Source organism: Nonomuraea sp. NPDC003201 (assembly GCF_053590415.1).
The window spans coordinates 1-21,560 of record NZ_JBSFTC010000200.1 but is presented as its reverse complement, the minus strand read 5'-3'; the positions used below and the strand labels follow the sequence as shown (position 1 = coordinate 21,560).

Genomic DNA, 21,560 nt, shown 5'->3' with positions numbered 1-21,560 from the left:
TCCTGCGGTTCGCTCCACCCGTCGGCCGGCAGCGAATAGGCCGTCGTGCGCAGGATCTCCCAGGCGCGCGCCGCGTGCGGGTCGGCTCCGCCGTACCGCCGGCGAGAGAAGTCCGTGAACCACGCGGCGTGATCGATGGGCTCGTCGTGCCAGGCGAGCTCGGCGAACAGGGCGAAGGACGCGGGGTTCGTGCCGGTGCCTTCGGGCATGTACGCGATGCCGCGCAGCGACGGGCCGCGACGCCACTCCGCGAAGCGGGTGACCCAGACGCCGGTGTTCGCCCCGATCGTGGTGTGGCCGCCGAAGTTGGGGATGGTTCCGAAGCAGTACGGCGTGCCGAGCCACCCGGTTTCGCGGTCGAGATCGGGGTGGCGGTCGGCGACGCCGTCGAGGATGAGCAGGCCGTCGGCGGCTTCGATCAGCTCGCGCACGGGGTTGTCGAGCCAGCCGAGCACCACCCAGGTGGCTCCCGGCCTGGCCTTGCGCAGCGCCTCCTGCACCGCCTTGACCGCTTCCGCGACCGGGACGTCGCCGGGCGTGCCACCCTCGTGCAGGAGGTCCATCTTGACCATGGAGCTCTCGCCGTACAGCTCGGCCTGGTGGCGATAGAACGCCTCCGCGACCCGGGCGAACATCGGGTCGCGCGGGTCGAGCCAGTCGGGACGCTCGAAGCCGACCCAGCCGCCCTGCGGGATCACGCGCCCGGGGAAGCCGGGCGGCACTGTCCCGAAATATCCGGGCATGACGGGGGTGAGGTCGAGCTCGCGCAGCCGGGTGACGATCTGCCGGGCCAGCCGTACCCGCTGGTCGAAGAGCTGTTCCGAGACCGGCCCGGTGAAGGCGGCCATGTTCTGCAGCAGCCACCAGGGCTGGTGACCCGGCGAGGGGATCCAGGCGCGGAGCTGCTCGTCGGTGTACCCGAATTCGGCGAATGTGCGGCGATAGACCTCCTCCATGCCGACCGTGACGAGCACCTCGTTGATGCCGTGCAGGGCCATCAGGTCGATCTGCCGCTCCCAGGCGGCCCAGTCCCGATACGGCCCCGAATAGCCGTCGTCGGTGTCGTTCAACGCGAACCGGTGCTGAACGACGGCCTCTTTCGCGATATATGGCGCTTGGGGCAGCTTGTCGGGAAGGCGTGACAGGCTGTCCCCCGGCCACCCGGCGCTCACGCCGGCGACCCGCGTCAGATACCAGTGCACGCCTGTGAGCAGGGCGGACGCCGACGTTCCGGTGATCGTCGTACCCTCGACGCGGAACCGGTCGCCCGCCCCCCGCTGCTCGACGAGCGTCAGCTGATCGTGATGATCGGGAAGCAGACGGCGTACGGCTCCCGCCACGGCGCTCACGACGGCGCTCACCAGGGCAGCCCGCGCAGGTCGATCGGGCCGCCCTCGGGGAAACCTTCGCCCAGCACCATGGCGGGGATCGAGGAGGTCATGCGCTCTCCCGTGTAGACGTTGCTCATCACGACCGGCGCGTGCACCTGGACCCATCCGGCGGCCTCGTAGAAGCCCTGCACGTGTGGGCCGCAGGTGAGGAAGCCGAAGCGTTCGGTGAGGACCTCGCGCAGTTCGTTCATCAGCGCGACGCCGAGACCCCTGCCGCGCATCGCCGGGTCGGTGCAGACGTGGCCGATCCCGGCGACGTAGACATCCTGGTCACCGACGCCGATGCGGCGGCGTTCCACACCGAGGTGGGCGATCGGGCGGTCGCCGTCGCTCAACCACAGCCGCCACTGCGGGCGGGCGAGCCACCAGGACTGGAGCGCGAAGTGGCCGGCCCTGTCGGGGAACGCGGCGGCGAGCAGCGGACGCAACGCGGCGTCCTGCTCCTCGGTGAGGTGGGTCTCGGGGACGAAGGTAGCGATCAACGGGCGGTCTCCTCGTAACTGGGGCACGGACCCCATCCGTCCACGTCGGGGGTCTGGTCGCGGTAAGGCTCGGAGTCGCAGGCCGGCGTGTAGCCGAGGTTGTTGCGCGTCGACCAGAGGCTGCTGGTGTTGGCCGAGACGCCGTGGCAGACCTCGAAGCGGACGGGGGCCTCCAGGGCCAGGAGCACGAGCTGACCCAGGTCGTCAGGGGCGAGCCAGGCGGGCAGCGCTTGCCTGGCCCGCGGCTTGGGGACGGTCGCACCGAGACGCAGGCAGATGACGGCTCCGCCGTGCCGATGACTGTGCATGCGCCCCGCGGCCTCGGCGAAGGCCTTGGCCGCGCCGTACCTGCAGCACGGGCTGGGCGGCCAGTCGGGCTCGACGGGGCCGGCCCGGTACTGCCCCATCACGTGGACCGAGCTCGCCAGCACCACCCGCCTGGCACCGGCCGCGTCCAGGACGTTGGTCACGGCGCGCATGTTGGGCCCGGCGAGGTCGTCCCAGGAGGCGGCGGGGTTGGGGTTGGCGGCCAGATGCAGGATCGCGTCGACGCCGTCGGTCACCTGGCGGGCGAAGTCCGCGTCGGCCAGATCGCCGTCCGCGAGATCGGTGAGACGCAGCTCGTGGCGTTTTTCCAGGGCGGGGATGACCTGGCCGGCCACCAAACCACTGGCACCTGTGACAAGTACCCGCATCGTCCTCTACCTCCTGAAAGGTCGTCCCACATGCTGGCATAGCCCGATTCATGCGGCAACGGTTGCAGAGGAGTTTCCATCCAGTTTCATGAAATTTCCGGAAATGTCTTGACGCTTGGTGCAGTCCGGATCAATGTGGGCGGCAACATCATCCGCCTCACAAGGAGGGCCGTACATGCGCCAGATCTTGCGAGCAGCCATCGCGCCCGCGGCAATCGTGGTGCTCGCCATCCAGGGGACCGCGGCCGCGACACCCGCGGGCGTGGTCGACTACACGGTGACGAACGCGGTGACCCTTCAGGCGTTAGGCCGTGACATCCAGTCCCCGACCGCCGACCAGACCATCACCTTCGGCGCCAAGCTCGTGGCCGACTCGGCGAAGAACTTGGACGAGCTGGTCTTCGTCATCCGCGACGCCGGCGACGCCAACTTCGACGTCGGCGACCGAGACGGCTACCAGCTCGGCACCTCCCAGCAGACCTTGACGGCCTCCCGTACGCTGCCCGCCGGCACCTACCGCGTGTGGGTGGCCTACAGGATCGGCACGACCTGGACCAACCTGACCCCCAACCCCGCCCAGACCTTCGCGGTCGGCTCCTCCGACCCCGGCAACGAGAACCCGCCCTCCGGCACACAACCCAACGGCGGTGGATCCGGCTGGAACCTCAGGTGGTGGGACGAGTTCTCCGGCACCTCCGTCGACTGGGGCACCAAGTGGCGCGGGCACTCCAGCGCCCTCGCCGACGCCGGCCGCGGCAACAAGAACAACCAGCAGCTCGAGTACAACCTCGACCGCAACTGCAGCGAGGCCAACGGCGTCGTCACCATGACCGCCAAGCGCGAGCGCTACACCGCACCCTCCGGCCAGGTCTACGACTGGACCTCGTGCCTGCTCACCTCCATCGGCACCAGCGGCTTCGCCCTCAAGCACGGCTTCATCGAGTCCCGCGCCAAGCTGACCTTCAACGTCGTCGACGCGGGCGGCAACCCCGTCGCCGACAAGCGCGGCTTCTGGCCGGCCTTCTGGACCTGGCAGGCCGACGGCGTGAACTCCTGGCAGGAGACCGACGTCTACGAGCAGTACAGCGACAACCCGCGCAGGCTCTACCTGACCTCGCACGCCAACGCCGGCGGCGGCTGCCAGGTCGACCTCGACTTCGACCCGGGCGCCGACTTCCACACCTACGGCGCCGACATCTCAGCGTCGGGCACGAAGTTCTACATCGACGGCAGGCAGGTCTGCAGCGTGGCGGGCACCGCCTCGGAGAACACCAACCTCATCGAGGACCTGTACGTCTACTCCCGCTCCGGCTACCAGCCGGCGGCTGCCACGGTCTCGGCCCAGAAGGCCGTCGACTACGTCCGCGTCTGGCAGCGGTAACCCGGAGGCCACGGGCCAGGTCGCCGGTCATCATGTCGCCGACGGGCTGTTGCCGCCGGGCCTGGGGCGCCGGAGCCTCCTCGACTCCCAGGTCCAGCCTGCCGCGATGAGCATGATGACGGTGATCACGAGCGGCGCGATCACTATGACCTCGTCGTCGTCCAAAGACGGGATGAGGCGCAGGAGAATCAGGCCCATGCCGTCGAAGGCGAGATACGCGGCGCCGCCACCGGCGAGGAACCCGATGACACCCACGACGACGGCAACGGTCTTCCCGGCGATCGGCGGCACGAAGCGGGCGATCTGCGCGCACAGTAAGCCGGCCAGACCGATGTCGGCGAGGACGGCGATCACCAGGGGGATCATGTCTTCACGGTCGAACTCATCCTCGAGTTCGTCCCAGGTGATGCCGAGGTGAGTGAGACCGAGGAGACCGAGGGCGAAGATGATCGCCATCATCACCGCGACACCCTTGTGCTGCCACCCCTGCTGGGGGACCTGCCCGGGCGGGAGGATCCTGGTGCCGTCCCGTCCGTGGTCCCGGCCCGGCTGCCGCTCACCGAGCATGGCCAGCGCGCCCTCGACGGTCGGCCTGTTGCCGGGGTCCTTGTCGAGCAGCCGCGTGATGAGCGGCGCGAGCCGGCCCGCTCGTCGCGGCACCGGGGGCTCTTCCAGCAGGACCGCGGTCAGTGCCGCCGGTTGGGTGTTGCGGCGGAACGGCGAGACGCCCTCGACGGCCTGGTAGAGGGTGACGCCAAGGGAGAACAGGTCGCTGGCGGGGAGCCCGTCGATCCCGCGCAACCGTTCGGGGGCCATGTACTCGGGTGAGCCGATGGTCATCCCGGCGGTCGTCAGGGTGGTGTCGGTGGTGTGGACGGCGATCCCGAAGTCGGTGAGCAGGACCTTCCCGTCCTCGGCGAGCATGACGTTGGCCGGTTTGATGTCGCGGTGCACGATGCCCGTCTGGTGGGCCGCGCCGAGCGCCTTCAGCAGCGCCATGGCCAGCTGCGCGGCCCTGTCCACCGGCAGCGGTCCGCGCGTTTCGAGGTGCTCGTGCAGCGACTGGCCGTCGATCAGCTCCATCACGATCCAGGGCAGGCCGTCCGAGACGATGTCGTGGATGGCCACGACATTCTCGTGCGCCCGCAACCGGACGGCGTTGCGGGCCTCACGCGTGGTGCGCTCCAGCCGCTTGTCCTGCTCCGCTTCGGACATCCCCGGCAGCAGCTGCAGCTCTTTGATCGCCACTTCGGCGTCCAGGACCTCGTCATGGGCACGCCAGACGCGTCCGAAGCCGCCGGCCCCCAGTACCTCGATCAACCGGTAACGTTCGCCGACCATGTAACCAGGCTGCGCCGATGTCATGCCACCTCGCCCGTCTTGCCCCGTATGACAGTTGATCAGAGTAGATCACCGGCAGGAGCGCCGTAACCCCATAATGTGGTCGGGAGCAGCCCGGCCTGCGGCGCCGGCGTGCGGCAGGCAGCCGAACTAGCGGCGTTTGATGACGGTGAAGGCCTCCGCCAGACGGCCCGCGGGGAGGCCGCCGCGGGCGGCGATGGCGGCGAAGCGTTCGCGGTTCTCGACTTCGCCCGTCCCCGGCTGGGTCTTGTGGGCGGCGAGTGCCGCGAGTTTGCGGTCGAAGGTGTCGGTGATGTCGACGTACAGGTCCGGCGCAGGGCTCTCGCTGAACCAGACCTCCGACACCTGCCATGGCTCGAGGTCCGCCAGGTCGGGGTGGACGTAGCGGTTCATGGCATCGGGGTAGACCGCGCAAGAGGCCGCCTGGCCCACGGCCGCGTGGTCGGGATGGTCCGCGTCGCGCAGGCCCCAGGTCCGCGTCGGAGAACTGGTCAGCAGGCGGTGCGGCCGCACCTGGCGGATGGCGCGGGCGATGTCCCGCCGCAGGTCGAGCGAGACCTCGACCCGGCCGTCCGCGTACCCGGAAAGGAAGTACACCTTCCGCGCGCCCACCGCCTCGGCCGCCGCTCGTTGTTCCGCCATGCGCAATTCCTGGATACGCTCGCGTGGTTCGCCGTCGCCCGCCTCCCCGCGGGTGACAACCAGGTAGGAAACCTCCGTTCCGGAGTCCACCCATTGGGCGACGGTGCCTGCGGCGTTGAAGTCGACGTCGTCCGGGTGGGCGAATACGGCGAGTGCGCGGGTCATTTGAGTGCTCCTGCGGTCAGGCCCTCGACGATGCGACGCTGGAAAACGAGGGCGCCGATGACGAGGGGAACGGTGACGGCGACGCCGGCGGCCATCTGGGTGCCGAACGGCTGGTCGAACTTGTACTGGCCGGTGAACAGCGCGGTGATGACGGGGGCGGTGCGCATCTCCTTCTCGTTGGTCACCGACAGCGCGATGATGAATTCGTTCCACGCCGCGACGAACGTGATGATCGCGCTGGTGAAGACGCCTGGCATGGCGAGCGGCAGAATCACCTTGCGGAATGCCTGCCAGCGGCTGCAGCCGTCCACCTGGGCGGCGCCTTCCAGCTCATGCGGCATCTGCTTGAAGAACGCGGTCAGGTTGAACACGGTCAGCGGCAGCGCGAAGCTGATGCTCGGGACGATCAGCGCCTGGTAGGTGTTGATCCACTCCAGGCCGACGAAGAGTTTCAGCAGCGGGATCAGCAGCGAGATGCCGGGGAACATCGAGGTGGCGATGATGACGGCCAGGATGACGTTCTTGAAGGGGAATTCCAGTCGCGCGATCGCGTAGGCGGCGGTGATGCCGATCATCAGCGTGAGCAGTGTCGTCGTTCCGGCCACCACGAGGCTGTTGACCAGCGCCCGGCCGAAGCCGTTCTGCACGGAGAACGCGGCCGCGAAATTGTCGAACGACAAAGGGAAAGGAATCGGGGACAGGTCGAAGGAGTCGGCCGGCCGGCGCAGCGCCGTGGCGATCATCCAGTAGAACGGTGCCAGGCAGTAAACGACGATCAGCCCGATGCCGATGTTGTAGATCGTGCGCCCGGACATCATGCGGGTCCCTTCAGCGAGCTTGCGACGGCCATTACCCGCGTCCCTTGAGGCCGCGCCCGACGAGGTCGGCGCCGAGCGCCTTGACGAAAATGAAGGCGATCACCGCGACGTAGAGGAAGAGCACGGTGGAGTAGGCGGCGGCCGGGCCGTACCTGACGTTCGAAAGCTCGTACTGCGCGAGCGTGGACAGGGTTTCGACCGAGTGCTTGTGCGCGCCGACGAGCACGAACGGCAGGTCGAACATCTTGAGCGCGTCCAGGATGCGGAACAGCACGGCGACCACCAGCGCCGGCCGCACCAGCGGCAGGGTGATCTGCCAGAACGTCCGCATGGCCGAGGCGCCGTCGACGCGCGCGGCCTCGTAGACGTCCTTGGGGATGATCTGCAGCCCGGCCAGCACGAGCAGACCGATGAACGGCGCGGTCTTCCAGATGTCGGCGATGAGCACCGCGGTGAACGGCGCCGACATGAAGCCCCAGACGGTGGCGTTGTCGGCGGTCCACACGATGTCCGTGTTGAGCACCGCGTTGGCCACGCCGTCCGTTTCAAAGATCCATTTCCACAGAAGTCCCGAGATAGCCGTCGGAATCGCCCACGGCACCAGCACGCTGGCACGCACCAGCGCCTGCCCGCGGAACGCCCGCTGCATCACCAGCGCCATGGCCACCCCCAGCACGACCTCGGCGGCCACCCCGGCAATGGTGAACAACGTGGTGTTCCAGAACGCGTTGCGGAACGCCTCGCCGGACGCGCCCGTGAACAGACCGCCATAGTTGCCAAGCCCGAACGACTCGGTCGCCTCGATCATGCCGGTCTGCTGGTTGACGCGGTTGGCGACCTCGATGAAGGACAGCCGCAGCGCCGCGACCACGGGATACCCGGCGACCAGGGCGAGCGTGAGCAGCGTGGGCCCGAGCATGAGCGCGGCCGTCCATGAGTCACCGCCCCGGGGGCGGAGCCGCGCCGCCCGCTTGACGGGGGCGGCAATGCTGATCGTCACGTTTCGTCCCTTCACGTACGGCGAAGCCGGAGGAACTCCGGACACCTCCCGCTTGGGCATCCGGACTTCCGGAGACCTGCGGTCCGGGACCCGGCCCCCGAGGTCCCGGCGTAGCCGCTCAAACGGGTAGGGCGAGCGGGGGAGCCGTCCGCGTTCCGGCTTGGTGGGAGTGGGGAGCGAGCCGCCGGCGGAGCCGGGGCAGGTGAACCCGGCCCCGCCAGAGCCGCTACTGGTTTGCGATGATCTTGGCGAGTCTGTCCTGGAGGGCGGTCAGTGCCTGGTCGGAGGGCTTCTGGCCGCTGAGGGCGGCGGTGATCTCCTCCTGGATGGCCGCCGTGGCGTCGCCGTACCGGACGACCGCCGGTCGCGGCGCAGCGTTGAGCAGCCCCTCCTTGAGCATCGGCAGGAACCCGAACTTCTCCACCAGCGCCGGTTCGTCGTACATCGCCGCGTAAGCGGGCGACTGCGACGACTCGAGCATCAGGTGTCTGGCGGTCTCCTCGCTCGTCATGAACTTGATGAAGTCCAGCGCGGACTTCTTGTTCTTGGCGAACTTGCTGATGGCCAGGTTGTTGGCGCCGATCGTGCCCTTGCCGAGCCCGTTGAGCCCGGGGATGGGGGAGACACCGAACTTGCCGGCGACCTTGCTGGAGCCGTCCTCCTTGTTGGCCAGCGTGTACTGGTAGGACCAGTTGCGGTGGAACAGCAGCTTGCCCGCCTGGAAGGCGCGGCGGCCCGCCTCCTCGTCCCAGGTGATGGACTCCTTGGGCATGTAGCCCTTCTTGAAGCCCTCGACGAGGAAGTCCAGGCCCTGCTTGGCCTGCGGGGTGGTCAGGGTCGGCTTGCCGTCGGCGCCGACGACCGAGCCGCCTGCCGAGTTGACGGCCTCGGAGATGTTGACGGTCAGCCCCTCGTACTTGTTGAACTGGCCGCCGTAGCAGTCCATGCCCTTGGCCTCGGGCATCTTCAGCACCTTGTCGCAGGCGGCCATGAGTTCGGCCCAGGTCTTGGGCTGCTCGAGCCCCGCCTTCTTCAGCAGGTCGGTACGCGAGTAGAGCAGGCCGGTGCCGCCGCCCCACGGGGCTGTGTACAGCTTGCCGAAGTACTTGCCGCCTTCCACCAGCGACGGGATGATCTTGTCGGTCGGGAACTCCCCGAGAGGCAGCTCGTCGACCCAGCCGTTGGCGGCGAACTCCGCGGTCCACACGACGTCGAGGGAGACGACGGTGAAGGCGTCCGACTTGGTCTGGGCGTTCTGGATGAGCTGCTGGCGCTGCTGGTCGGCCTGCGGAGGCAGCTCGACGAGCGTGGCCTTCTCGGTGGGGTGCGAGGCGTTCCACTTGTCGATCAGACCCTGCAGCACGCCGCTGGAGTCCTTGCCGTTGGCGAAGGTGATCGGGCCGCGGCCTTCGTCGGCGGCAGGCTTGGCTGCCTGTGAAGGATCAGCGGAACCACAGGCGCTTACGGTGATCGTTGCGGCAGCAAGGACCGCCGCGCAACGGAGTTTCACTGCACTACCTCCAGGAGGGCGGGATCGGCCAGCCGACGGCCGCGTGGATCGTGAACTGAGAGCTGGTAGGTGCCGGGGGTGTCGAGTGCGACGAGGGCGTCGAAGCGGGTCTGCCTGCCGGTGCCCACGCCGAGCGGCAGGGTCATGACCACGTCACCTGAGGCGTCGATCACGCGGAGCAGGACCGGGCCGGTGACCTTGAGCCCGGCGGTCACGTCCACGTTGCGCGTGGCCTTGACCTTGGGGTGGGAAATCTGGACGGCCGGCCTGCCGACGCTGAGCCAGGCGGTCGTGGTCTGGATCGTGCGTTCGTCGCCGGTGTAGAGGACGGCCTGTGCGAGCTGGGTCGTCCCCTGCGCGGGCGGGGTGAAGGTCAGCGGGAAAGAGGTGCCGGAGGCGACCCGGACGCCTTCGAGGTAGAGCTCGACCCGCTCGACATGCGAAGGAAGCCGGTCCACGGAAGCCGTCCCGTCGCCGAGCATCAGCCGCGGTGCGCGCTCCGTGGGTGAGGCGCCGGTGAGCTCGGCCAGCTCGAGGTAGGTGCGCGTGGGCTTGGCGGGATATTCCAGGAGTGTCCAGCCGCGCCATTCGTCCTCCGGACGCGTCTCGGACCAGACGAACCATGACAGGCCCGAAACGTAGGGACGCTGGGCCGCCAGCTCCATCACCCGGCGCAGGTAGAACGCGCGCCGATCGTCCGGCACCAGGCCCATCCACGTCCGCACCGAGGAGTAGGAGAACTCGCCCAGGTAGATCTGCTTGCCGGCGTCGCCCTGCCGTACCATCTCCGAATACAGCCGGTCGATGCCGAGGAAGTTGTCGTCGAACTCGCCGCCGGCGGCGTTCTCGCGCACCTTGCCCGGGTCGTGGTCGTCGGGGTGACGGTCGTCGGTGTACGGGTGAGCGCCCATGAGGTCGAAGAAGTGGCGGCTCTTCACCGCGTCCGGATATTTCCGGACCGCGGCGTACACCTCGCGCACGAACCCGGGGTCCGTCCGCGTGGTCCCACCGAAGATCACCTTGGCTCGCGGGTCGGCGGCCTTGACCGACAGATAGCCGGAGCGCAGCAGCTTGGCGTAGTCCGCCGGGTCCTCGACGGGCTTGTAGAAGTCGCGCCAGTTCTCCTCGTTCCAGATCTCGTAGCTCTCGACCCTGCCGCGATAACGACTCGCCAGCGTGGTCACGAACTTCTCGAACTCGGCTAACTCCTCCGGCGTCCTGGTCGGCGGGTACCAGATCCGCTCTCCGGAGTTCTCCACCGTGTCCACCAGGTCCGGGTGCACCCAGTCGGGCGTGGAGTTGATGTGCACAGCGGTGGAGATCCCGCGCTTGGCCGCCTTGGCGAAGTACGCGTCCAGCTTCGACCAGTCGCATTCATCCCGCTGCTGGCAAATCCCGGTCCACGACGCGACTATCTGGGCCCGGCGCACCCCGGCCTCGGCCATCTTGTCGAGCGAGGCATCCAGGTTGTCCGCCGAGGGCTGGACGAAAGCGACGGCCAGCTCCCGCATCCGCTGCGGCGAAACTGCCTGGTCACGGGCGGGCACGGGAATGCCGACCCCGGTTCTGTTCTGGTAGGGCAAATCGACTGCCTGGGCCGGTACGGCTTGTCCAAGCACGGCGGCTGCGGTGAGCGCGATCGGCAGAAGTGCTCTTTTTCGCACCTGCCAGCTCCTTCCTCTTACAAGGCCCCCGAGCGTTTTTCTGCACGCCGGCATCGCCGCAGGTCGCAGACCAGCGGATACCGGAGATTTGGGTCGTGGTCAGTCCAGGGTGGGCAGTGGCCTGGTCGGCCAGGTGATCCTTTCCGTGGCGGGGCCCGTCGAGTCACGGACCATGAGCTGGGTGTCCACCTCGACAGGGCCGCCCTCGCCCTTGTCGCCGGAGTGGAGCATGCCGATGAGCAGATCGACCGCGATCGAGCCGATCTCCTCGACCGGTATCCGTACCGTGGTCAGCGCCGGCCTGGCCACCATGGCCAGGTAGGTGTCGTCCACGCCGACCACGCTGATGTCGCCGGGCACGGACAGCCCGCGGTTGGCGAGCTGGAGCAGCAGCCCGACCGCGGTCATGTCGTTGTTGGCGATGGCCGCGGTGACGCCGTGCGCGACGACCATGTCGGCGGCCTGCACGCCGCCCTCGATGGACTGCGCGAACGGGCCCAGCTCGACCAGCTCCATGCTGAGCGCCTTGCAGGCCCGCTGCACTGCGGCGCGGCGGTGCTGGTTCGACCAGACCGTACGCGGCGCGTTGACGTAGGCGCACCTGGTGTGCCCGAGGGCGTACAGGTGCTCGACGGCCTGCCGCATGCCGTCCTCGCTCGAGGCGACGACCGTCGGCACGCCGGGCGCGCCCCGGTTGACCAGCACGGTCGGCACCCGGGTGGCCACGTCGGCCAGCGTGTCGGCCGGCAGCCGCGATGACCAGAAGATGAGACCGTCTACCTGTTTGGACATCATCGCCACGGCCTCGGCCTCCTCGCCGGGGTGCGCGTCGCTGTCGGCCAGGTAGACGCCGAAGTTGCGAGATCTCGCCCGCCGCTGCACCGCCTTGATCATGGGCGGGAAGAACGGGTTGACGATGTCGGGCACGATCAGGCCGATCGAGCCGGTCCTGCTGGAGCGCGGCGTCGGATCCGGCGCGTAGCCGAGGCGCTCGGCCACCTCCAGGACACGGGCCCGCGTCACCGCGTTGACCCGGTCCGGGGTGCCGAACACACGCGACACGGTCGCCTTGGACACGCCGGCCTCTGCCGCCACGTCCGCGAGGGTCACCGCCATGCTGCCTCCCACAACGTTTGCGCTAGAGACTGCACCCGCCACGGTGACAAGTCAATACATCTCGGAAACTCTTGGCAAAGTTGCTGCAACGCGACAGAATCACCTCCAACGGAGGAGGCCTTTTGAAGATCGTTGACGTTTCGCTGTACGCCGTCCCCGACCGCGGGCAGAACATGCTCCTCGTCGTGGTGGACACCGATGCGGGCCTCTCCGGCGTGGGCGAGGTGGGAGTGCGGGTCTCGCCCGAGGTCAGCGGGGCCGTACTCGACCGCATGCGCGAGGTGCTGGTGGGCCAGGACGCCGACCGCATCGAGCACCTGTGGCAGACGATGGCGCGCGGCGACTTCTTCCCGGCTGACCGGTCGACCACATGCGTGATCTCCGCGATCGACATCGCGCTGTGGGACCTGCTGGGCAAGGCGCACGACGCTCCGCTCTACCGGCTCATCGGCGGACGGGTGCGCGATCACGTGACGTGTTACACCCATGTGCACCCGGAGGGGTTCGACACCCAGGCGGTGATCGACAGCTGCCACCGGCTGGTCGAGGAGGGCTGGCGCTACCTGCGGCTGGTGGTGCCGACCTCGGGCGATGTCCTTGAGCCGCGCGAGGCCATGCGGGTGGCGATCGCCCAGTTCCATGCCGTACGGGAGGCGGTCGGCGACGACATCGAGCTCATCATCGACGCCCACACCCGGCTCGACCTGCCCGAGGCGGTCACCCTGTGCCGGGAGATCGAGCCGGCCCGGCCGTACTTCGTGGAAGATCCGCTGCGCTGCGAGAACCTGGACGCCTACCGCATGCTGCGGCTGCGCACCGGAGTGCCACTCGCGGCGGGCGAGCAGCTCAGCTCCAAGTGGGAGTTCCGCGCGCTGATCGAGGACGAGCTCATCGACTACGCCCGCCTCGACCTGGGCATCGTCGGCGGCATCACGGAAGCACGCAAGATCGCCGGGCTGGCCGAGACACACCACATCAAGATCGCCACGCACAACCCGCTGGGGCCCGTCTCCTCGGCCGCTGCCCTGCACTTCAACCTGACCTGCCCGAACTTCGGCGTGCAGGAGATGCCGCCGGGGCCGGTTCCGGCCGGTTTCGGCTTCGCTCCCGTACCCGTGGACGGCGTGCTCGTCGCCGACGAGCGGCCCGGACTGGGCCTGGACGTCGATCTGACGCTGCTGGCGGGCCAGGCGCCGGCCAGCGGACGCACTCCTCGAGTGAACCGGCGCGACGGCGCCTTCACGAACTGGTGAGGTCGGCCGCATGTTCGCTCTGAGCCCGGCGGAGAACGGAGTCCGGGCGCCCGACCAGCGTGACGCGCTGGAGGTGACCAAGCGCGCGCGGACGCCCTCACGGGCGCTTCCTGGCTACTCCGTCGGTGCGCTCACCGGCTGAATGCCAGCCACCTCCTGTGCCCGCGCCAGGAGCCCCCGCCCCGCCCCGAAAACGCATCCATCGGGCGAACCGGGCGAGGCATTGATCTGCTCCTGGTTGCCCGGCCGGACAGACGGTTGCATCTCCGGCGATCGCGGCTACCCTGCCGTTTCATGATGTACGGCCCTCAACAGCCGCAGTTCAACACCCCCGACAACCCCTCCGCCTTCGCACCGCCTCCCGTGGTGATCGACGTGGGCGGTGACGCCAAGGTGAAGGCGTTGATCGGCGGTTCCGTGGCGGGGCTCATCGGGCTCGTCTCGATCTTCGCCTCGTTCACCGGGCACACGCCGGGCTCGCGCACCGCGGTCATGGAGCTGACCTTCGGGCTGATCTTCCTGTTCATCGGGCTGCTGCCGGTCCTCGCCCGGCGCAAGATCAGCCGACCGCGCCGGCTCGTCTTCGACGGCTTCGGCGTGCGCTGGGACGACCCCCGGGGCACGCCGTGGGCGGCCCCATGGAACGAACTGTCCGGGGTGAGCATCTCGCGTACGCAGCCGCGCCGGGTCAAGCCGACCGACTACCTGATCCGCAGGACGAAGGTCCGCATAGACCTCTTCCCGGCCGACCCGGGCTTCCGCGCGCGCCATCCGGACATGGAGCACCTGTGGGAGTTCCACACGGTCAAGAACGGCTACCGGCTCCCGCTGGGCTCGAACCCCAAGTACATCCCGGTCATCGAGCACGCGATACGGCGGTACCGCCCGGCCATCTACCTGGGCATCCGCGACGAGGGCTCCATGGCGGGCCTGGCCTGACGTCCTTCGACAGTCGCTCAACCGAAGTCTGGGAAAACGGTCTCCTCGCCCTGCAGGTGGCCCTTCACGGGCACCGGCGGTGTCCGGGCCAGGTCCTACAGCCGCCAGCGGGCCCCGGCCAGACCAGAGCAGAGGCCAAAGCGGCACGTTCCCGGCATACTGGGCGCCTCGGGGTCATCGCGGCCACCACCGCGTTCCGGTCCGGGGAGCCCTGGCTGGACACCGTTCGCGAAGCCCCCGACTGCAATCGCCAACACCTCGCCGATCATGAGGCAGGTTCCTGGCATCGCTTGCTGTCACCTGCCGATGGCCCTGGGCCGGAAGCTACGCGGACTCTTCGCCCGGCACCCTGGCGAGCGGCACACCACGCAGGCTGATCAGTACCATCGCAACGCACCCGCAGGTGAGTGCGATGTCGGCGACGTTACCCACGAACGGGCCGTAGTCGATGAAGTCCACGACGTGCCCGCGGGCGAAGCCGGGCTCGCGGAAGAGCCGATCGCCCAGGTGAGACACCGCCCCGCCGAGCAGCATGCCCAGCACGAGCGCCCAGCCGGGGGAGGCCAGCCGACGCGCGGTGTAGAGAATGCCGACCACTGCGGCTGCCGCTGCCAGGGCGAACACCCATGTCGCGCCGGTGCCCAGGGAGAACGCGGCGCCGGGGTTGTACAGCAGCCGGAAGTGAATCAGAGGGGGGATCACGGCGACGCGCTCACCATCGGACAGCGTGGAGACCGCCCAGAGCTTGGTGAGCTGGTCCACAACAAGGACCACCGCCGCCAGCACGAGCATCATGCCGTACAGCCGACTCGAACCCCGCTCTAACCGCATCATTCATGGCCTCCGTGCTGTCCAACCAATATTTCCCTGAGACTACTGGAGCGCCCTATGAGGCACCCATGCGCATGCTTCATGATCGGTGAGGCATGCCTCGTACCGCGTGCACGCGAGCAACCACCGAGCAACCACGCGTTCTTGACCATAGACACTCTGAGCCATTTGCCCCCGTCTCAGGAGGGTGGCGTGTGGCCGGCCTTCCGCGATGAGGCTCGAGTTTCCCGTCAGATCGAACGCGTACGAGCAGCCATCGGCCGGCGATTGCGGCCGCGCGCCAGGAAGGTTCGCAGTCGACCTCGGATGCGGTACACGGGCTGCTTGAGCTGTACGGACGCAATTCCTGGAAGGAGCAGAGTCCGCCCAGGACCTACGGGTTGTAGTCGCGGCCGGGTGAGTCATGAGAGGGATGCGAACCATCGCCCCGCCGCGTTCCAGTGCTCGACCGTGGGGAACCCGGATCGCCCGGCAAGGGGGGCGATATCGTCGATCGCGACGGTCGCCCAGGTGAACCAGTCGCCCGTGCGCCCGGCCTGGCGCAGCCGTACGGTGTGGATCCCGCTCTGTACACCCGGCGGCGAGAGTTCGGCGATCACCGTTCCTCCTGACCTGACCAGTTCGCGCAGGCGCCGGAGGAGGGCCGCGGGGTCGCCGCCGATGCCGATGTTGCCGTCGACCAGGAGCGCCTCGGCCCACCGCCCGGTTCCTGGAAGGGGTTCGAAGACGGACCTGCGCAGCGCCAGGCCGCCGGCGCGGCGGGTCAGCTCCACGGCCAGGGGTGTGATGTCGATGCCCAGGGCGGGAACCCCCATCCGGGTGAGCGCCACGGTCAGTCTTCCGGGTCCCGAACCGACATCGAGAGTGGGTCCGCAGCATCGGGCCAGAATGTGTTCGTCGCCCTCGTTGTACCGGAGCCAGCGCTCGGCGGAGAGCGACCGCATTCGGCCGTCGGCATATTCAACGTATACGTCTCTGCCTTTGAGGCCTTCTTCGTAGAAAGCGCCGATCACGCGGCTCTTCCATTGTGGCGGACGCTGGGAAAGAGGACTGCCGGAATGTTCACGCGACTGCTTGTGATCACGCAGTCTCATTACCCCGGCAGGTCGGTGACGATTCTTACGAAGCTGTCAAGGACGGGGAGCCGCGACCGCCTGGCAAAACCGCGTCCATCACACCCCCGGCGGAGTGTCAAAATATGGCAGAGCAGGGCGAGTCGCATGCTCTGCCGGGGACGCAGTGGGCCAGTGGCTCAAATCACGGGTTCGGCCATGAAGCCGTATTTCCGCGGACTCGAACTGGTCATTTCTCGGAACGACGTCATCCTTTCGTAAGAGAAGGGGCGCTGTTGCCGCGTTAGCGTCGGCCCATGGAGATCGACGTGGTTCTGCCCTGCCTGAATGAGGAGGCGGCCCTGCCGTGGGTGCTCGGGCGGATGCCGCCCGGCTTCCGCCCGATCGTGGTCGACAACGGTTCGACCGACGGATCCGCGAGGGTCGCGGCGGAGTTCGGCGCGATGGTGGTGGCTGAGCCCCGGCCCGGATTCGGGGCCGCGTGCCACGCGGGGCTGACGGCCGCGACTGCGGACGTGGTGTGCTTCATGGACGCTGACGCGTCCCTCGATCCCGGGCAGTTGCCGCGCGTCGCGGGGCCGGTCCGGGCGGAAGAGGCCGATCTGGTCCTCGGTCGCCGCGTCCTTGGACCGGGCGCCTCCTGGCCGGTGCACGCCCGGCTCGGCAACGCCGTGCTGGCTCGCGAGCTGCGCCGCCGTACCGGTGCCGACCTGCACGACCTGGGGCCGATGCGGGCGTGCGGACGTGCCGCCCTGCTGGCCTTGGAGCTGGCGGACCGGCGGTTCGGCTACCCCCTGGAGATGGTGCTGCGCGCCGGTGCGGCCGGCTGGCGGATCGCCGAGGTCGAGGTGGACTATCTGGCCCGTACGGGGAGGTCGAAGGTGACCGGTACGGTGCGCGGCACGCTCCGGACAATCGGTGACATGCGCCGGGTCATGGCCGACAGGGCGGTATGACGTGAGTTCGCACCATATCGACGGCGCGCAACTTCTGGTGATCGCCAAGGAGCCCGTACCGGGAAAGGTGAAGACCCGCCTGACCCCGCCCTGCACTCCGCACGAGGCCGCGGCACTGGCCGGCGCCGCGCTGGAGGACACGTTGCGGACGGTCGCCCGGGTTCCGGTGGGCCGCCGCGTGATCGCTCTCGACGGGGCTCCTGGGGCGTGGCTGCCCGCCGGGTTCACGGTCGTTCCGCAGCGCGGCGACGGCCTGGACGAACGGCTCGCCGCCGCCTTCGACGACGCCCACCGGCTGTCGCCCGTCCCGATCGTGCTCATCGGCATGGATACCCCGCAGGTGTCCGTCGGCCTGCTGGCTGAAGCCGTGTCGTTGCTCGGCGCCCACGACGCGGTGTTCGGCCCCGCGACGGACGGTGGGTTCTGGCTTCTCGGGCTGCGCGCCCCCGACCCCGATCTGCTGCTCGGCGTGCCGATGTCCGAGCCGACCACAGGAGAGATCCAGCTGAACAGACTGATCGAGGCCGGAATGAGCGTCGCCTGCCTGCCTTGCCTGACCGATGTGGACACCATGGAGGACGCGGTGGAGGTGGCGGCGCTGGCTCCCCACTCCCGATTCGCCGCCGCGCTCGCCGGAACGGCGGTGTTGTGATGACTCCTTCTCGCGAGGCGAACGTGCTGGTCACCGGCGCGGCCGGGTTCATCGGGAGCCATGTGACGCAGGCGCTGGAAGCGGCCGGACACGAGGTGGTTCGCCTCGACCTCAGGACCGGCGACGACGTGCGCGACGCCGCCACGCTCGACCGGTTGATGGCGGGGGTCGACGTCGTCGTGCACCAGGCGGCCAAGGTCGGGCTCGGCGTGAATGTGGCCGACCTGCCGGACTACGCCTCGGTCAACGTGTACGGCACGGCCGTGCTGCTCGCCGCGATGGCCCGGCACGAGGTCGGGCGGCTGGTGCTGGCCTCCTCGATGGTGGTCTACGGCGAGGGCGCCTACGACTGTCCGAGGCACGGCCGCGTACGGCCCGCGCCGCGTTCCGCCGCCGCCTTGGCACGCGGGCTCTTCGAACCTCGTTGCCCTCGGTGCGACTCGGAGGTGGTCTACGCCACCATCGATGAGGACGCGCCGGCGGATCCCCGCAACGCGTACGCCACCAGCAAGCTGGCGCAGGAGCATCTGGCCGCCAACTGGGCGCGCGAGACCGGCGGCACGGCCGTCGCGTTGCGGTACCACAACGTGTACGGGCCCAGGATGCCCCGGGACACACCGTACTCCGGGGTAGCGGCGATCTTCCGGTCCGCGCTGGAGGCCGGTCGAGCACCCAGGGTGTTCGAGGACGGCGGGCAGTTGCGGGATTTCGTCCACGTCCGCGACGTCGCTCGTGCGAACGTCGCCGCGCTCTCCGGCGGCCGACCGGGCCTGCTGGCCGCGTACAACATCGCCAGCGGGGAGCCGCACAGTGTCGGTGACATGGCCGTGGCACTGGCCACGCACCATGGCGGGCCGGAGCCGGTGACGACGGGGGAGTACCGGCTGGGCGACGTCCGCCACATCGTGGCCGCTCCGCACAAGGCGGGTGCGGAGCTCGGCTTCCACTCCCGGATCGGGTTCGACAAGGGGATGAAGGAGTTCGCCACCGCACCCCTGGCTTGCCCGGCGTGACCTGCCGCGCGGCGGGAACGGCCGTCCTGCTGGCCGCCCTTGTCGGCACGCTCGCGCCGGCGATCGGCGGGGACGTCGTTCCCGCGGATCGCCACGGGCTGTTCTGGCCGTACGCGCTCGCGTGGGCGTTCTTCTGCGCGGCGACGTGGGCCGTGCGCGGGCTGCCGACGCGCCAGGCGATGTGCCTGGTGATCGTCGGAGGGATCGCCGTGACCGCCACCGGCCTCCTCGCTCCGCCCGCCACCAGCACCGACTCCTATCGCTACGCCTGGGACGGACGGGTGCAGGCCGCGGGCGTCTCGCCCTACGATCACGCCCCGGCCGAGGCGGCGCTGGCGCCGCTGCGCGACCTCTGGCTCTTCCCCCGCGGCGCCGGCTGCGAAGGGCCCGATCGTTACCCGATCCACTCCGGAGACTCGGTCATGTCGTGCACGCGGATCAACCGCCCCGGCGTGCACACGATCTATCCGCCCCTCGCGGAGGCGTACTTCCTCCTGGTACACGGGCTCTCGCCCGAAGGGGCACGGCACAAGCCGCTGCAGATCGGGGGTGCGCTCCTGGCGTTCGCGACCTCAGCAGTGCTGCTGATCACGCTCAGCCGCCGAGCCGGCACCCGGGACAACGCTCCGGCGTACACCGCCTGCTTCGCGTGGTGTCCCGCCGTCCCGCTCGAACTGGTGAACAACGCCCACGTCGACGCGCTCGGCGTCCTGCTCGCCGTCATCGCCCTGACCACGGTGAACAGGCACAGAGTCCTCGGCGGCACGCTGCTCGGCGCGGCGACCGCCGCCAAGTTGCTGCCCGCCGTCACCGTACCCGGAGCGCTCTCCGGGGTCCTCGCGACAGGCGGAAAGACGCCGGCGCGCCGGATGCTCGACACCCTGGCCGTCCTCGGCCCCGCCGCTCTCGTCGTGGCGCTCGCCTATCTGCCGTACGTGCTCGCCTCGCGCGGCTCGGTACTCGGATACTTCTTCGGTTACTTGACCGAGGAGGGTTACGACGACGCCGGCAGCAGGGACCGGTACGCGCTGCTGAGACTGGTCCTCCCCGACTCGTGGGCGTTCCCCGCGGCCCTCGTCATTCTCGGGATCGCGATCTTCCACGTGCTCCGCCACGGTGACGCGGACCGGCCGTGGCAGGGCGCCCTGCTGGTGGCCGGGGTGGGGTTCCTCGTGTTCACGCCCGGCTATTCCTGGTACGCCGTACTGGTCGTCGCGCTGGTCGCCCTCGACGGCCGGTGGGAGTGGCTCGGCGTCCCGCTGGCGAGCGGCGCGGCGTACATGGGCACTGGCTCCGGGACCATCGCCTACGCTCTCGCCGCGGTGGCTGTGGCCGCCGGGCTTGCCGCACGCGCGATCCGTCCCTCACCCGGCAGCGCGTACGACGCCCCGAGATTGCGAAGAGCGGCCGGACATTGCCGAATGGGTGCCGGGGCGTGGCTTTGGAAAGACCGTTTCCGGTAAGGAGACCGGACAGCCGACATGGGATTTCGGGGGGGATCGGTGCCGGATGCGTCGAGGGGGCGCGATCGTGAGGTCAAGCCCGACAAGAAGGGCCGCCTGGCCGCGCGCCTCAGGGGGTGGAGCGGGCCGCCCGGGCCGTTCCGGCCGGAGTTCTGGCGCAGCCCGCTGCGCGGCCCCTGGCTGACCTCGGTGCTCGGACTGATCCTGCTGGCCGGGATCACCCTCGTCGCGATCACCGGGCTGGTGTCGTACGCCGCCTACGAGCCTCGCCTGCCGGGCAACGACACCACCCCCGGCAGGGGCCTGCTGGGCTTCTATCTGTTCGACTGGCCCACGGACCCGGTCTGGTTGTACCGGGTCACCCAGGGCGCGCACGTCGTCGGCGGGCTGACACTGGTGCCGATCCTGCTGGCCAAGCTGTGGTCGGTCATCCCCAAGCTGTTCTCCTGGCCGCCCGCCCGTTCCGTGGCGGAGGCCGTCGAGCGGGCCAGCCTGCTGCTCCTGGTCGGCGGCGCGGTATTCCAGTTCGTGACCGGGATCCTCAACATCCAGCTCTTCTACGTCTTCCCGTTCTCCTTCTACCCGGCCCACTTCTACGGCGCATGGATCTTCCTGGCCGCCTTCGTCGTACACGTCGTCATCAAGCTGCCCCGCGTCATCCACACCCTGCGGACGTACGGACTGCGCGACTACCTGCGCACCTCTGTGGCGGACACCCGCCCGGAGCCGCCGGACCCCGATGGCCTGGTCGCCGTTGACCCGGCGCCCCCCACGATGTCCAGGCGCGGCCTGCTGGCCTTCGCCGGCGGCGGCTCGCTGGTCATGTTCGGACTGTCCGTCGGCCAGTGCATTGACGGGCCGTTGCGCCGTACCGCGCTGCTCGCTCCCCATGGACGCCTCTACGGTACGGGCCCCAACGACTTCCAGGTCAACAAGACAGCGGCGAGCCTCGGCGTCACACCGGCCCGGACCGGCGAGTCCTGGCGGTTGACTTTCACCGGACCACACCGGATGGAACTCTCCCGCGCGGACCTGCTGGCGATGCCGCTGCACACCTACGCCTTGCCGATCGCCTGCGTGGAAGGCTGGTCGACCGTCCAGACCTGGACCGGCGTACGGCTGGCCGACCTCGCCCGCCTCGCCGGCATCCGGGC

General features: G+C 69.1%; 21 protein-coding genes. 9 read left to right on the top strand and 12 right to left on the bottom strand.

What is annotated here, in order from left to right:
- The 3 genes from ACWDX9_RS42685 to ACWDX9_RS42675 all read right to left on the bottom strand — a co-directional run.
- On the bottom strand, positions 1-1,361 hold a 1,361-nt coding region (locus ACWDX9_RS42685), incomplete at its 3' end, for an alpha-N-acetylglucosaminidase TIM-barrel domain-containing protein (RefSeq protein WP_449965103.1).
- Positions 1,358-1,873, bottom strand: a complete 516-nt coding sequence (locus tag ACWDX9_RS42680) for a GNAT family N-acetyltransferase (RefSeq protein WP_449965100.1) — start codon at positions 1,871-1,873, stop codon at positions 1,358-1,360. The genes ACWDX9_RS42680 and ACWDX9_RS42685, both read right to left, overlap by 4 nt.
- Positions 1,870-2,568: an NAD-dependent epimerase/dehydratase family protein gene (locus tag ACWDX9_RS42675; protein ID WP_449965097.1), complete on the bottom strand. Its 699-nt coding sequence runs from the start codon at positions 2,566-2,568 to the stop codon at positions 1,870-1,872. The genes ACWDX9_RS42680 and ACWDX9_RS42675 overlap by 4 nt, the downstream gene beginning before the upstream one ends.
- Before the next feature lie 175 nt (positions 2,569-2,743).
- Here ACWDX9_RS42675 and ACWDX9_RS42670 point away from each other — a divergent pair, with 175 nt between their 5' ends.
- The gene (locus ACWDX9_RS42670) at positions 2,744-3,949 is read left to right on the top strand and encodes a glycoside hydrolase family 16 protein (protein WP_449965095.1); all 1,206 of its coding nucleotides are present in this window, start codon (positions 2,744-2,746) and stop codon (positions 3,947-3,949) included.
- Between the two features lie 30 nt (positions 3,950-3,979).
- On the opposite strand, the gene ACWDX9_RS42665 is transcribed toward ACWDX9_RS42670, so the two are convergent.
- The 7 genes from ACWDX9_RS42665 to ACWDX9_RS42635 all read right to left on the bottom strand — a co-directional run bounded on the left by ACWDX9_RS42665 (position 3,980) and on the right by ACWDX9_RS42635 (position 12,226).
- Entirely contained in the window at positions 3,980-5,290 is a 1,311-nt protein-coding gene (locus tag ACWDX9_RS42665; RefSeq protein WP_449965092.1) for a serine/threonine-protein kinase, read from the bottom strand.
- Between the two features lie 150 nt (positions 5,291-5,440).
- A complete protein-coding gene (locus tag ACWDX9_RS42660; RefSeq protein WP_449965089.1) occupies positions 5,441-6,118 on the bottom strand; it encodes a PIG-L deacetylase family protein in 678 nt (225 codons plus the stop codon).
- Complete coding sequence (locus tag ACWDX9_RS42655) at positions 6,115-6,936, bottom strand: carbohydrate ABC transporter permease (RefSeq protein ID WP_449965086.1); 822 nt, start codon at positions 6,934-6,936, stop codon at positions 6,115-6,117. The genes ACWDX9_RS42660 and ACWDX9_RS42655 overlap by 4 nt, the downstream gene beginning before the upstream one ends.
- A 31-nt stretch (positions 6,937-6,967) precedes the next feature.
- A complete protein-coding gene (locus ACWDX9_RS42650) occupies positions 6,968-7,936 on the bottom strand; it encodes a carbohydrate ABC transporter permease (protein WP_449965083.1) in 969 nt (322 codons plus the stop codon).
- Between the two features lie 226 nt (positions 7,937-8,162).
- Entirely contained in the window at positions 8,163-9,299 is a 1,137-nt protein-coding gene (locus ACWDX9_RS42645; RefSeq protein ID WP_449965081.1) for an ABC transporter substrate-binding protein, read from the bottom strand.
- Positions 9,300-9,442: 143 nt separating this feature from the next.
- Positions 9,443-11,110: a hypothetical protein gene (locus ACWDX9_RS42640; RefSeq protein ID WP_449965078.1), complete on the bottom strand. Its 1,668-nt coding sequence runs from the start codon at positions 11,108-11,110 to the stop codon at positions 9,443-9,445.
- Positions 11,111-11,209: 99 nt separating this feature from the next.
- Positions 11,210-12,226, bottom strand: coding sequence for a LacI family DNA-binding transcriptional regulator (locus ACWDX9_RS42635; RefSeq protein WP_449965075.1), 1,017 nt, complete (start codon positions 12,224-12,226; stop codon positions 11,210-11,212).
- Between the two features lie 122 nt (positions 12,227-12,348).
- Between ACWDX9_RS42635 and ACWDX9_RS42630 the strand changes: the two genes are divergently transcribed.
- The 3 genes from ACWDX9_RS42630 to ACWDX9_RS42620 all read left to right on the top strand — a co-directional run bounded on the left by ACWDX9_RS42630 (position 12,349) and on the right by ACWDX9_RS42620 (position 14,418).
- On the top strand, positions 12,349-13,479 hold the full coding sequence (locus ACWDX9_RS42630) for a mandelate racemase/muconate lactonizing enzyme family protein (protein ID WP_449965072.1): 1,131 nt from the start codon (positions 12,349-12,351) through the stop codon (positions 13,477-13,479).
- Between the two features lie 10 nt (positions 13,480-13,489).
- Complete coding sequence (locus tag ACWDX9_RS42625; protein ID WP_449965069.1) at positions 13,490-13,621, top strand: hypothetical protein; 132 nt, start codon at positions 13,490-13,492, stop codon at positions 13,619-13,621.
- 152 nt (positions 13,622-13,773) lie between these two features.
- Positions 13,774-14,418 (top strand): hypothetical protein, encoded by a 645-nt coding sequence (locus ACWDX9_RS42620; protein ID WP_449965066.1) that lies wholly within the window; start codon positions 13,774-13,776, stop codon positions 14,416-14,418.
- A 324-nt stretch (positions 14,419-14,742) separates the two neighbouring features.
- Here ACWDX9_RS42620 and ACWDX9_RS42615 read toward each other — a convergent pair whose 3' ends face one another.
- Both ACWDX9_RS42615 and ACWDX9_RS42610 read right to left on the bottom strand, forming a co-directional pair.
- The gene (locus ACWDX9_RS42615) at positions 14,743-15,213 is read right to left on the bottom strand and encodes a signal peptidase II (protein ID WP_449965063.1); all 471 of its coding nucleotides are present in this window, start codon (positions 15,211-15,213) and stop codon (positions 14,743-14,745) included.
- 437 nt (positions 15,214-15,650) lie between these two features.
- Positions 15,651-16,079 (bottom strand): hypothetical protein, encoded by a 429-nt coding sequence (locus ACWDX9_RS42610; RefSeq protein WP_449965061.1) that lies wholly within the window; start codon positions 16,077-16,079, stop codon positions 15,651-15,653.
- 539 nt (positions 16,080-16,618) lie between these two features.
- On the opposite strand from ACWDX9_RS42610, the gene ACWDX9_RS42605 reads away from it, so the two are divergent.
- The 5 genes from ACWDX9_RS42605 to ACWDX9_RS42585 form a co-directional block, all read left to right on the top strand.
- Positions 16,619-17,278 carry a glycosyltransferase family 2 protein gene (locus ACWDX9_RS42605; RefSeq protein WP_449965058.1) on the top strand — a complete coding sequence of 220 codons (660 nt, stop codon included), beginning with the start codon at positions 16,619-16,621 and terminating at the stop codon, positions 17,276-17,278.
- A 1-nt stretch (position 17,279) separates the two neighbouring features.
- Entirely contained in the window at positions 17,280-17,930 is a 651-nt protein-coding gene (locus ACWDX9_RS42600) for a TIGR04282 family arsenosugar biosynthesis glycosyltransferase (RefSeq protein WP_449965055.1), read from the top strand.
- Positions 17,930-18,943: an NAD-dependent epimerase/dehydratase family protein gene (locus ACWDX9_RS42595; protein WP_449965053.1), complete on the top strand. Its 1,014-nt coding sequence runs from the start codon at positions 17,930-17,932 to the stop codon at positions 18,941-18,943. The genes ACWDX9_RS42600 and ACWDX9_RS42595 overlap by 1 nt, the downstream gene beginning before the upstream one ends.
- Positions 18,940-20,406 carry a glycosyltransferase 87 family protein gene (locus ACWDX9_RS42590; RefSeq protein WP_449965050.1) on the top strand — a complete coding sequence of 489 codons (1,467 nt, stop codon included), beginning with the start codon at positions 18,940-18,942 and terminating at the stop codon, positions 20,404-20,406. The genes ACWDX9_RS42595 and ACWDX9_RS42590 overlap by 4 nt, the downstream gene beginning before the upstream one ends.
- A gap of 18 nt (positions 20,407-20,424) precedes the next feature.
- On the top strand, positions 20,425-21,560 hold a 1,136-nt coding region (locus ACWDX9_RS42585; RefSeq protein WP_449965047.1), incomplete at its 3' end, for a molybdopterin-dependent oxidoreductase.

Excerpts from the sequence above, each read along its gene's own strand:
- ACWDX9_RS42675 (WP_449965097.1), bottom strand. The coding sequence starts at position 2,568 with ATGCGGGTACTTGTCACAGGTGCCAGTGGTTTGGTGGCCGGCCAGGTC.
- ACWDX9_RS42670 (WP_449965095.1), top strand. The coding sequence starts at position 2,744 with ATGCGCCAGATCTTGCGAGCAGCCATCGCGCCCGCGGCAATCGTGGTG.
- ACWDX9_RS42665 (WP_449965092.1), bottom strand. The coding sequence starts at position 5,290 with ATGGTCGGCGAACGTTACCGGTTGATCGAGGTACTGGGGGCCGGCGGC.
- ACWDX9_RS42660 (WP_449965089.1), bottom strand. The coding sequence starts at position 6,118 with ATGACCCGCGCACTCGCCGTATTCGCCCACCCGGACGACGTCGACTTC.
- ACWDX9_RS42655 (WP_449965086.1), bottom strand. The coding sequence starts at position 6,936 with ATGATGTCCGGGCGCACGATCTACAACATCGGCATCGGGCTGATCGTC.
- ACWDX9_RS42635 (WP_449965075.1), bottom strand. The coding sequence starts at position 12,226 with ATGGCGGTGACCCTCGCGGACGTGGCGGCAGAGGCCGGCGTGTCCAAG.
- ACWDX9_RS42625 (WP_449965069.1), top strand. The coding sequence starts at position 13,490 with ATGTTCGCTCTGAGCCCGGCGGAGAACGGAGTCCGGGCGCCCGACCAG.
- ACWDX9_RS42620 (WP_449965066.1), top strand. The coding sequence starts at position 13,774 with ATGATGTACGGCCCTCAACAGCCGCAGTTCAACACCCCCGACAACCCC.
- ACWDX9_RS42615 (WP_449965063.1), bottom strand. The coding sequence starts at position 15,213 with ATGATGCTCGTGCTGGCGGCGGTGGTCCTTGTTGTGGACCAGCTCACC.
- ACWDX9_RS42605 (WP_449965058.1), top strand. The coding sequence starts at position 16,619 with ATGGAGATCGACGTGGTTCTGCCCTGCCTGAATGAGGAGGCGGCCCTG.
- ACWDX9_RS42595 (WP_449965053.1), top strand. The coding sequence starts at position 17,930 with ATGACTCCTTCTCGCGAGGCGAACGTGCTGGTCACCGGCGCGGCCGGG.